10 protein-coding genes are annotated in these 11,019 nt (G+C 64.5%); 4 read left to right on the top strand and 6 right to left on the bottom strand.

The annotated features are described in order from the left end of the window. Positions 1-1,165 (top strand): site-specific integrase (locus EPO50_RS31380; RefSeq protein WP_296351041.1); only part of this gene is annotated, 1,165 nt, incomplete at its 5' end. 72 nt (positions 1,166-1,237) lie between these two features. Here the strand turns inward: EPO50_RS31380 and EPO50_RS31375 are convergent. Genes EPO50_RS31375 through EPO50_RS31365 form a run of 3 tightly spaced genes read right to left on the bottom strand, consistent with a single transcriptional unit; the run spans position 1,238 to position 4,099 of the window. After that, on the bottom strand, positions 1,238-1,420 hold the full coding sequence (locus EPO50_RS31375; protein ID WP_296351040.1) for a hypothetical protein: 183 nt from the start codon (positions 1,418-1,420) through the stop codon (positions 1,238-1,240). Positions 1,421-1,437: 17 nt separating this feature from the next. Continuing rightward, on the bottom strand, positions 1,438-3,117 hold the full coding sequence (locus EPO50_RS31370) for an NAD(P)/FAD-dependent oxidoreductase (RefSeq protein ID WP_296351038.1): 1,680 nt from the start codon (positions 3,115-3,117) through the stop codon (positions 1,438-1,440). A gap of 46 nt (positions 3,118-3,163) precedes the next feature. Further along, positions 3,164-4,099: an alpha/beta hydrolase gene (locus tag EPO50_RS31365; protein ID WP_296351034.1), complete on the bottom strand. Its 936-nt coding sequence runs from the start codon at positions 4,097-4,099 to the stop codon at positions 3,164-3,166. Positions 4,100-4,335: 236 nt separating this feature from the next. On the opposite strand from EPO50_RS31365, the gene EPO50_RS31360 reads away from it, so the two are divergent. Then, entirely contained in the window at positions 4,336-5,076 is a 741-nt protein-coding gene (locus EPO50_RS31360) for an IclR family transcriptional regulator (RefSeq protein WP_296351032.1), read from the top strand. A 330-nt stretch (positions 5,077-5,406) separates the two neighbouring features. Here EPO50_RS31360 and EPO50_RS31355 read toward each other — a convergent pair whose 3' ends face one another. From EPO50_RS31355 to EPO50_RS31345, 3 genes are read right to left on the bottom strand one after another with little or no spacing between them, the layout of a single operon-like run. Beyond that, positions 5,407-6,429 carry an LLM class flavin-dependent oxidoreductase gene (locus tag EPO50_RS31355; RefSeq protein ID WP_296351030.1) on the bottom strand — a complete coding sequence of 341 codons (1,023 nt, stop codon included), beginning with the start codon at positions 6,427-6,429 and terminating at the stop codon, positions 5,407-5,409. A gap of 25 nt (positions 6,430-6,454) precedes the next feature. Further along, positions 6,455-7,498 (bottom strand): TIGR03617 family F420-dependent LLM class oxidoreductase, encoded by a 1,044-nt coding sequence (locus EPO50_RS31350; protein ID WP_296351029.1) that lies wholly within the window; start codon positions 7,496-7,498, stop codon positions 6,455-6,457. A 35-nt stretch (positions 7,499-7,533) separates the two neighbouring features. After that, entirely contained in the window at positions 7,534-8,604 is a 1,071-nt protein-coding gene (locus EPO50_RS31345; RefSeq protein WP_296351027.1) for a nitronate monooxygenase, read from the bottom strand. Between the two features lie 298 nt (positions 8,605-8,902). Between EPO50_RS31345 and EPO50_RS31340 the strand changes: the two genes are divergently transcribed. After that, positions 8,903-10,132 (top strand): cytochrome P450, encoded by a 1,230-nt coding sequence (locus tag EPO50_RS31340; protein WP_296351025.1) that lies wholly within the window; start codon positions 8,903-8,905, stop codon positions 10,130-10,132. After that, on the top strand, positions 10,129-10,758 hold the full coding sequence (locus EPO50_RS31335; protein WP_296351023.1) for an AMP-binding protein: 630 nt from the start codon (positions 10,129-10,131) through the stop codon (positions 10,756-10,758). Before EPO50_RS31340 ends, EPO50_RS31335 begins: the two co-directional genes overlap by 4 nt. Positions 10,759-11,019: the final 261 nt, after the last annotated feature.

Raw genomic sequence — 11,019 nt, 5'->3', positions numbered from 1 at the left:
TGATGGCGAGGGCCGCGGCACCGGCCGGCTTGTGCTGGTGTTGAAACCCATGCCGACGCGCGTGACGGCCGACTGGATGGCGCAGCAGTGGCGCGATGGCAAACGGACCAAGAAGAAGCTTGGTTCGTACCCGTCCATTTCGCTCGCCCAGGCACGCGAAATTTTCCAGCGTGACTACGCCAACGTCATTCAGAAGGGGCGCAGCATCAAGATCGCCGGAGACACCCGGCCAGGCAGCGTGGGTGACCTCTTCGATGCCTATGTGAAGGCACTCAAGGATGCGGGGAAACCCTCGTGGGAAGACGCGGAGAAGGGCCTCAACAAGATCGCTGACACGCTTGGCCGTCATCGGCAGGCGCGCGAGATCGAGCCCGATGAGGTTATCGAATTGCTCCGTCCGATCTACGAACGCGGCAAGCGCTCCATGGCCGATCACGTCCGCTCATACATCCGCTCCGCATTCAGCTGGGGCATGAAGTCCGAGCACGACTACCGCACTGCCTCGCCCCGTCGCTTTCGCCTCGCGTACAACCCCGCCGCAAGCATCCCGACCGAGCCAAAGGTGCGCGGCACGCGCTGGCTTGACGAGGACGAGTTCTCGCAACTCTACAAGTGGCTCGAGTGCCCAGACGTGCCGGTACACCCTCCCTACCTCCGCGCCGTTCGGATCCTGATGCTCACCGGCCAACGCGTCGAGGAGATGGCTCGACTCCATGTCGATCAGTGGGATGCCGAAGAGCGCATCCTCGACTGGTCGAAGACAAAGAATGGCAAGCCCCACTCACTTCCCGTTCCCGACCTCGCGGCCGACCTACTGGACTCTATCAAACCAAACGAGCACGGGTGGTTTTTCCCGTCGGCGATGGACCCGACGAGGCCCGTCTCGGCCGGCACTCTCTATGCATTCATGTGGCGGCAGCGCGGCCGCGGCGTGATCCCGGTCGTCACCAACCGAGACTTACGGCGGACGTGGAAAACGCTCGCGGGCAAGGCAGGCGTACCGAAGGAAATCCGCGACCGCTTGCAGAACCACACGTTACAAGACGTATCCTCGAAGCACTACGATCGGTGGCAGTACATGCCCGAGAAGCGCGAGGGCATGAAGAAGTGGAACGCCTTTGTCACAGCGTTGCTGGTGAGCAAGGAACGCAGGATGGCTGCTTAGCTCTTATGCAGTGCAGGCGGCAGCAGACGCGCACCCAGCCCAGTAGGTTCAAATCGGGGGAGCGCAACCAGCTTAACTTGCTGCTCCAAGCCGCAGCTTAGGGTCAAGGTCGGCGCCGGCGGTCACCGAGACCGACATTGGCTGCTCCAGCTGGTCATCACCATTTGACGCATGGTACATGGTTGCCATGTGCTTGGACTGTTCAAGGCTGTCCGCTTCAACAAGCGGCTCTGCCATGACCAGGGCGTCCGGCATGCCAGCGTTTCTCTTTTTCAACTCACGGCCGAACGCTGCAGGGCGCCCGTCTCAGCGCTCAAGGCAAACCCTTCATACCCGTTCTCTGCAATGCGTGCGCAGGCCGTGCGGTACCTCGCCATGCCGCCGGCATAGGGCATGAAGACGCGCGGCTTGCCGGGTACGTTGGCACCAAGATACCAGGAGTGCTTCGCCTGCGGCAGCAGGGTCGCGTTTGCCATCTCGTTGACGTGCTCCACCCAGCCGTCAACTGCCTGCTCGGTAGGCTCGATCCGGTCGAAACCATGCCGGCGCATATGCGCAATGCAGGCTGTGATCCATTCGACATGCTGCTCGATGGCCACCGGCATGTTGCACAGCACCGAGGGGCTGCCGGGGCCGGTGATCGTGAACAGGTTCGGGAAGCCGGCGATCTGCAGTCCCAGATATGTGCGCGGGCCGGCCCGCCACGCCTCGCGCAGCGAGAGCCCGTCACGGCCGTGAATGTTCATCCGCAAGAGCGGGCCGGTCATCGCGTCGAAGCCTGTCGCAAAGACCACGATGTCAAGCTTGTGCTCGGTGCCGTCGCGCGTTCGGATGCCGTCGGGAGTGATGCACTCGATCGGGTTTGCGAGCACGTCCATCAGGCTGACGTTGTCGCGGTTGAACGTCTCGAAATAGCCAGTGTCGATCGGCGGCCGCTTGGTGGCGAATGGGTGGTCGATATTCGCCAGCGTTGCCGCGGTCGCCGGATCCTTGACGACTTCCCGGATCTTCTGCCGAAGGAACTCGGCCGCGGTGTCGTTGGCGGCCTTGTCGGTCAGCAGATCGCGGAACGCGGCGCGGAATTGCAGCCCGCCCTTCTCCCAGGCCGCCTCGTAGATCGCCTGCCGCTCCTCGTCCGTGACATCGTGCGCCGAGCGGTCGCAGATCACGAACGGGTGGCCGTTCGGGGTGGAATGCATCACGCTGCGGATCTCGGCTGCGTTCGCCCTTGCCCAGCGCTTGAAGTCGTCGCTGAGCGGCCCGTTACGGGCGGGAATGCTGTAGTTGGCGGTGCGCTGGAAAACGGTCAGTTGCGCCGCAGATTGCGCGATCACCGGAGCCGCCTGGATGCCGGTCGAGCCGGTGCCGATCATCCCAACCCGCTTGCCGGTGAAATCGACGCCCTCATGCGGCCACTGCCCGGTGTGGTACCAGGTGCCGGCAAAGCTATCGAGCCCCGCAATGTCCGGGATGTTCGCCGCGGACAGGCAGCCGACGGCGGTGATCAGGAACTTTGCGACATAGCGCTCGCCGGCCTCGGTCGTCACATGCCAGCGGTTCGTGACCGCGTCGTAGTGAGCGGCGGTCACCCGCGTGCCGAAGCGGATGTCGCGCCGCAGGTCGAACCGGTCCGTCACGTGATTGAGATAGCGCAGAATCTCCGGCTGCTCCGGATAGCGCTCCGACCAAGTCCATTCCTGAAGCAGTTCCTCAGAGAAGTAATAGGCGTAGGAATGACTCTCGGAATCGCACCGCGCACCGGGATAGCGGTTCCAGTACCAGGTGCCGCCGACCCCGTCGGCGGCCTCCAGCAACCGGACAGAAAGGCCGAGCCGGTCGCGCAGGCAGAGCAGCTGGTACAGGCCGGAGAAACCGGCGCCGACAATCAGCGCGTCGAAACTGCGGGCCTCTGCCGGTCGGGCAGCCATCGGATGAGACTTGTCGAGCCGCATGGAACCTCCGGGGGGCCGTATTGCTGTGGAGTGGATTGAAAGAAGGCTATCTCGGTCCGGCAAAAGCGCCACGCAGCCATGCGCAGGCCTCCTTCATCGCAACGCCGGCCTTGTCGACGACGCCGACCCAGAACATGAATCCGTGGTTGACACCGTCGTACCGGCTCAGCGCCGTCCGGACGCCGGCCGCACGCAGCTTGTGCGCGTATAGTTCGCCCTCGTCGCGCAGCGGATCGTATTCGGCCGTGATGACAAGGGCAGGCGGCAAGCCGGCCAGGTTCGTCGCACGGAGCGGCGACGCATGAGGGTGTGCGGCCTCGGACGGGTTGTTGAGGTAGTGGGCCCAGAACCACTTCATCGTATCGCGGGTCAGCCCGTAGCCCTCCGCATTGTCCTCGTACGAAGGAGTGCCGGGGGTATGGTAGTCGGTTACGGGATACATCAGCAGCTGGCCGCACAATGCCGGGCCGCCTTCGTCGCGCAGCCGCAGAGCCGTGACCGCCGCCATGTTGCCGCCGGCACTGTCGCCCCCAACGGCAATGCGCGTCGGGTTGGCGCGCAGCGTGGCCGCATGCGCCGCAGCCCATCGCGTCGCATGCAGGCAGTCCTCGATCCCGGCCGGGAATTTGTGCTCCGGCGCCAGCCGATAATCGACCGATGCGACGACGCAATTCGCGCCGGCACACAGATTGCGACACATGCCATCGTGCGTATCGAGGCTGCACAACACGAAGCCGCTGCCATGAAAAAACACCAGTAGCGGGAAAGGACCGGTGCCGAGCGGTGTGTAGATCCGGATGCGCAACGGCCCGCCCGGTCCATCGATCGCCTGCTCGTGTGCACCGGCGATCTCGGCCGGGCGCGCCATCAGCGCGATACGCGCCTCGTACTGCGCGCGCGCCGCATCGACCGGCAGAGTGTGCGTCGCCGGCACGCCGGTGCCTTTGTCGAGCAATGCCTGGATCTGCGGATCTACCGCCATCTTACTCCTGATGTCTTCTATTGAAGACACATGATTTGTATTGTGCCGATTGGACCTCTATCATGACCTTCGGTAGGGGGCAACGCGCTTTCCGGGGGAAAGCAGCCATGAATCGGGAACCAGCCAGTTCAAGCGAAGAACTCCAAGCGACAGGCGTAGAAGGCGAATCGAGCGCCCCAAGCCGAGGGCGATCTGCCGATGGGAATCGGAGGGGTCCCGGCAAGCCAGTCGGAGCAGTGGCGGCCGCGGCGAGCGTCCTGCGCGCGCTGAACGCCTGCGAGCGGCCGTTGAACGCCAGTGAAGTGGCGCGGGCCACGGGGCTGCACCGCGGGACCGCGTACAACATTCTGCGCACGCTGCAAGCCGAGGGCTTTGTCAGCTATGACGAGAGGACGCGCAGCTACTCGGTGAGCCTGCACATTCTTGAGCTGGCGTATGGCGTGTTGCGACGCAGCGGGCTGATGGATCTGGCGCGGCCGCTGATGCATGCGGTTTCCGACACGCATGGCGTGTCGGTCTATCTCGCCAAGGTGCTGGGACCCTCCTCTCTGCTGCTGTTGGACTGGGTCGGCTCCTCATTCCGCACCGATCTCTATGCCACGATCGGTCGGCAGTACGTCGGTCCGGCAGGCGCGTCCGGCGTGATCATGGCCGCGTTCGGCAGCGTCGGCGACGTGGAGCTCGAAGCCATGTTCTCGCGAGTGAGCTGGTACGAGAAGCCCTCCTTCGACGAGTTCTCTGCTCGGGTCAGAGAGGCGAAGCAATCCGGCTTCGCGGTGGACCACGGCTGCATGTTTCAAGGCATCACGCTGGTGTCGGTGCCAGTGCTGTCGCCTGCGTGGGAGCTGCTGCTGATTCTGACTGCCGCCGGGCACTCGCATGACCTCAACGGCGATGCCGTCGGGCCGCTGAGCCGCGCGATGCAATCGGCCGCGCGACGGCTTTCCGAAAGTGTCCCATTGTTGCGCTTGGGATGAATGTAGGCTCTGCCAATACGCGACATGGCTCAGAGCAAGCACACAGAACAAAGAAGCCCCCGTGGATGTCGGCATGATGATGATCTTCGCCAGCTACGGCTAAGACAATTGCCCCGATGCGCGTATGGGAGGAGGAGATCCGGGGAGCTGGCTCGCAGAAGATCCACAACGGCGGGGGCCACCGCGTGCGCCTGTCCAAGCTTGTCGGTCTGAACGACCACCCATGGCGTCGAAAATGTAGGGTCGCGCGACCCAAGATTCGGCCCCTGCGGTACCGTCCGGAAGACCGGTGCTTGAGTTGCGAGAATGCCTCAACATACCTGCTATAGCTCATGCGGTGGCGTATTTGTCCTGAGCGCCAGCCCGCCCGTCTGTCGCTGTGAGGTCCTTCAGCAGCGGCAGCACCTCGGCGGCGACGCGCTCGATCTGCGTGTCGCGCTGCTCATAAGGGCCGAGCAGGTCAAGCACGACATGCCGCACGCCGGCGGCGTGGAACGCGCGGATGCACTCTGCGATCTGAGCCGGCGGGCCGAGCGCGCAGTAGCGTTGCGCCGCCTTGCGGAAGTCCATCGCGTAGCGGACGCTCAGCGTCTCGGTCGCCGCGTCGAGTGCCTTTTCATACGTCTCGTCCAGCCGCGTGAACAGCAGATGGCCGGTGCCGAAGCGGGCGAGCTTGCGGCCGGCGACCTCCGCCGCCACGGCGATCGCCTCGAGGCTGTTCCGGTACATCTCCGGCGTCACCACATAGGACATCCAGCCATCGGCCAGGCGCCCGGTGCGCTTCAGCGCCCCCTCCGAACGGCCGCCGCACCAGATCGGCGGGCCTCCCGGTTGCCGCGTCGGCGGCTGCATGCGGATCTCGCGGAAAGTGCAGAACTTTCCCTCGTGCGTGACCGGCTCGCCAGTCCAGAGCTTGCGCAGCACCGCTATTCCCTCGCCCAGCCGCGCGCCGCGCTCGTTGATCGGCACGCCTGCCAACGCGTATTCCTTGGGGAACTCGCCCCCCACACCGACGCCGAAGATCAGCCGCCCCTCGGTGAGAAGATCGAGGGTTGCGACCTGCTTCGCCACTGGCCCGGGGTGCCGCAGCGGCAGCAGATAGACTGACGTGCCCAACAGCAGCCGACGACTCGCCACTGCAGCCTGCGCGAGCTGCAGCAGCGGATCAAGGATGGGGATCGCGAAGGTGATGTGATCGCCGACCCACAACGAGTCGTAGCCGCTTCGGTCCACCAGTTGCACCAGCGAGACCAGTTCGTCGATCCGTGGCAGCCACGGGCTGGTCGCGGGCTCGGTGCGGCGGTGGATGGTCTGGACGCCGATCTGCAGGCGAGCGTCGAGCGGTAGTGGCATGGTAGTTTTCTCCGAAGACAGGAACTCAGGCGGTGGCGAAGCCCTGGAAGATGTGCGGAATACGGCGGATGCCGGCGACCAGTTCGCGCATCAGTCCGGGCTGCGTGCCCGCCGGGAAGTTCAGCTCGATCGCGTCGGCCACACCGCCGAAGCGTGTTTCGATGGCCGGCACGATCTCGTCATAGGTGCCGCAGGCCGCGAAGATGCGCACGACGTCGTCCGACACCAGCGCTGCCATCTCCTTCCAGCGGCCCTGGACGGAAAGGTCGTGCAGTTTGAGCCCGAGATCCTGGAGCCCGTGCAGCTCCAGGATCGGCATGTACGTGCGCGTGGAGCCGTAGAAGGCGACGCGGAAGCGCACCCAGTCCATCGCCTTCGCCACCGACGCGGCGTCTGGCCCGGTCGCGACGAAGCCGCCGCCATGCACGTCGAAATGAGCGCGCTTGCGACCGCTGCGGCGCATGCCCTCCTCGATGCGCGGCAGGCACACTTCCTCGAGATAGCGCCGCGAGCAGATCGGGTGCAGCCGCACGCCGTCGGCGACCTCGCCGGCGACCCGCAGCATGGCCGGTCCGACCGCCGCGATGGTCACCGGCACCATCGGCAGGCCGGTCGGCTCGGGCGAGAAGTCCGGCGTCATCAGCGTGAGCCGGTAGTACTCACCCTCGTAGCGCAACGTTTCGCCGGTCTGCCAGCAGCGCCAGATCGCGCGCAGCGCATGGACATACTCCCGCAGGCGTGGCGCCGGCGGACTCCAGGGAATGCCGAAGCGGCGCTCGTTGTGGCCTTTCACTTGGCTACCCAGCCCAAGCACAAAGCGGCCTTTCGAATTGGCGTGCAGGTCCCAGGCCTGCATCGCCGTCACCGTCGGACTGCGCGGAAAGGCAACCGCGATCGACGTAGTGAGCGCGATGCGCCTGGTCGCAAGCGTCGCGACGGCCAGCGGCATGAACGCGTCATGCTTCGCCTCCAGCGTCATGAGCGCATCGAAGCCGGCCGCCTCCGCCGCTTGAGCCGCCGGTCCGGCCTCGCTCCAATCGTTCATCGGCAGCGTCGTAAACACCTGCATTGCGCCCACCCGTGAAGTGCTCCGCTTGTCGGCATTTAGGTTGCGACCCGCCGGCAAAGTCGGTCGAGCACGGCTTCCGCCTCCCGGACGATTTGCCGAACGACCTCGCCGGCCGGCGCAACCGACCCGACCAGACCGCAGCTTTGGCCTGCAGGCAAGACGCCGTTCTCCACATCACCCTCGAGCCGGCCGCGCTCCGAAGCCGGGTGGCCGACATGCATGACCTGCAAGGGATAGGGTTCGATCTCGTCCTCACGCCCAGCCCAGGAGTCGGTGAAGCGGTTGCGAATCAGGCGGCAGGGCTTGCCACTGTGCGCCCGGGTCACGACCGTCCCAGTAGTGTCGGTTCCCACGATCATTTTCTTGTAGTTTTCGTGGGCCCGCGCCTCATACGTGGCGATGAAGCGAGTCCCCATCCAGATCCCTTGTGCGCCGAGCGCCAAAGCCGCAGCGAGTCCGCGGCCATCGGCGAAGCCGCCGCCAGCCAGGACCGGCACCGCCACGGCGTCCACTACCGCTGGCACCAGCACCGCAGTTCCGGTCTGCCCAACATGGCCGCCGCCGTCGCACCCAGAGGCAATAACTGCATCTACGCCATCGGCGACAGCCCGCCGCGCATGGTGCACCGCTCCAACCACCGACATCACGAAAATGCCGTGTGCGTGCGCTTCCGGAACCACGGCGGCCGGACTGCCGAGCCCCGAAATCAGCACAGGAACCCGCTCCTCAAGCACCACTTCGACCATCGCCGCGACGGCGGCCGTGTAGCGTTCGACTTCGGCACCGGCAACCCGCACGGTTGCGAACAGGATGTCGACCCCGAATGGCCTGTCCGTGCGCGCCCGGACGGCGCGGATCTCGGTGCGCAACTCATCCGGCGTCATGGTCGATCCGGCACCGATCACGCCGAGGCCACCGGCGGCCGACACCGCAGCGGCGAGTTCAGCGCGGGCGACCCAGCCCATGCCCGCCTGGAAGACCGGGTGCTCCAGGCCGAGCCGCTTGCATAGCGGTGTCAAGTGGCGGGCCCGGGCCGCGTGGCCAGCATTTCCATCGTCGGCGTCATAAAGGTGCCTCCCTAAGGCGAAATCGGGTGTCGCGGTCATCACGATCGCTCCCTCCCGTGTCGCCACCGCAAAGCGAGTGATGCTGTCACTTGCGTTGTTCGGTGGAACCGCGATCCATCTGGACCTCATGTCCGCACCGCTGTTCCGTGCGGAATCTAAACCTTTGGCCCGACTCTTACACAAGCTGCACTATAGGTATGGTATTCGAATTGTCATTCGAAAGTATAGGCTGAATACTGGCGTCACACCCCGAGAGGTCCTCCGGCGCCGGTTGATTTGACTCGACCATCCATTCGAATGCACATTAGAATCAATTGTTACGGGCGACGAGGGATGTATGGAGACCGCCCCTGATCTGAATCATCCCGACTTCATCGCCGATCCCCACGCCGTCTATTGCCGGCTGCGGACGGAGGAGCCGGTTCACTGGAACCCTTCCCTTCGAGGATGGGTGATTACGCGCTACGCAGACGTATCGAAGGCGCTGAAGGATCCGCGCCTTTCGGTCGCGAAGCTGCAACCCTTTCTGGACCATGCTGCTCCCGAGACGCATCGGAAGGTCGAGAGGGTAAGCGCGGTGCTGGCGAACTGGATGGTCTTCAACGATCCGCCGCGACATGAAAGGCTGCGCAAGGCACTGGCCAAGTACTTCATGCCTCAGGAGGTCGCGCGGCTCCGTCCGCTCATACTGCAACGCGTCGAAGAGCTGATCGAAGGCTTTAGGGGTCGCGATCGAATCGCGCCCCCTGTGGATTTCATCAAATCTTTCGCCTCCCCGCTGCCGGCGCGGGTAATTTCGGACCTGTTCGGCATCCCAAAGGAGCGGATCGGGGATCTCCGGACGTGGTCTGAAAACCTCAAAGACTTCGTCGCCTTGGCCCGCGCCACGCCGAACAAGTACGACCGCGCGAAGGCGGCAGCGGACGAGATGGTCGCGTTTTTTCGCGAGACGCTCCACGACCACCGCCGCAATCCTCGTGACGACTTGACCAGCCGGCTTCTTGAAGCGGAAGCCGGGCCCGAGGGGCTTAGTGAGGATGAAATGGTCTCGACGCTCATCCTGCTGCTCTTCGCCGGCCATGAAACAACGGCCAGCCTGTTGGCCAACGGCCTCTATTGGCTCCTGCGAAACCCGGCATCGGTCGAAGCGCTGCGGCGCAATCGTTCCCTTATCCCTGGCGCTGTGGAGGAAATGCTGCGGTACGAAGGGCCTGCCCAGACGATGACCTGGATAGCGGCCGAAGACCTGCAACTCGGCGGCGCCGATATCCGACGGGGCGAGCGGGTCTTCCTCGCGCTCAATTCGGCCGCCCGCGATTCTGCGGTCTTTCCGGACCCCGACCTGTTCAAGATCGACCGTAGCAACAACCGCCACATCGCTTTCGGCCTGGGCATCCATTTCTGCCTTGGTGCACCCCTCGCACGCCTCGAAGCGCAGATCGCCTTCGACCGGCTACTTTCGAGGCTGTCGGGGATTAGGCTGGAGACGCACCAACCAGTATGGCACGACGAACTCGTAACCCGCAGCATGGAACGGCTCGTCATCTCCTACGACATAGCAGCATGAAAATGTCACAGACGCCACTCGGTATAGATGCGACCCTCGCGACCCAAGCCAGCGGCATTACCGTCGGCGAGCTCTTACGGGTGCAGGCGCGGATGCGCCCGGAAGCACCCGCCGTAGTCGATCGAGGCCGGACGTGGCGTTACGGGGAATTCAACGCTCGCGTGAATCGGCTCGCGCACGCCTTGGCAGCGTTGGGGCTGCAGCGCGGTGAGCGTATCGCGATCCTTTCCGAAAACCGTTGCGAGTACCTCGAGCTGGCGTTCGCCGCCGCCAAGCTCGGGCTAATTTTCTGCGCTCTGAATTGGCGTCTGACCCAAGCGGAGCTGCTCCATTGCATTCGGCTGACAACACCGAGGGCAGCGCTGGTATCGGAACGGTTCGCACACGTGCTGTCGGCCCGTGAGCACGGTTGCAGCACCATCATCGAACTCGGGGCCGACTACGAGAAGCGGCTGGCGGCGCAGCCCGCCGACGAGCCCGACATTGCAGCACAGCCGGAGGACGGTCTGGTCATCATCTACACCAGCGGAACGACGGGACTACCCAAGGGCGCTCTGATCAGCCATCGAGCGGAGATCGCGAGGCTGCACGTGAACTGCCTCGATTTTGACCTGGCAGGCTGTTGAAGAAGTAGTGTCTCGGCGGGCGATGAAGGGAATGTCGTCGCCATGGTGGAGGCAGATCTCTCCTTCGAGGGAGCCATCGTCCTGGAGCTCTGCCCAGCCGTGGCCACCTGTTGCCTCCATCTCGTCGTTACCTTCCCAGGTGAACTCGACGGCGGCGCCTTCGCAGCGGCCATGGATGGAACCGGTGAGGCAGTCCAAGGCGAACTCGCCATGATCCTCACTGAACAGGATGTAGGAGCCCAGCCCAGCCATATCGTGCTC

The sequence above is a fragment of the Reyranella sp. genome (assembly GCF_004297405.1).
In the GTDB taxonomy this organism is placed as follows: Bacteria; Pseudomonadota; Alphaproteobacteria; order Reyranellales; family Reyranellaceae; genus Reyranella.
The sequence above is the reverse complement of the archived record's forward strand: the minus strand, read 5'-3'. Positions and strand labels throughout refer to the sequence as shown.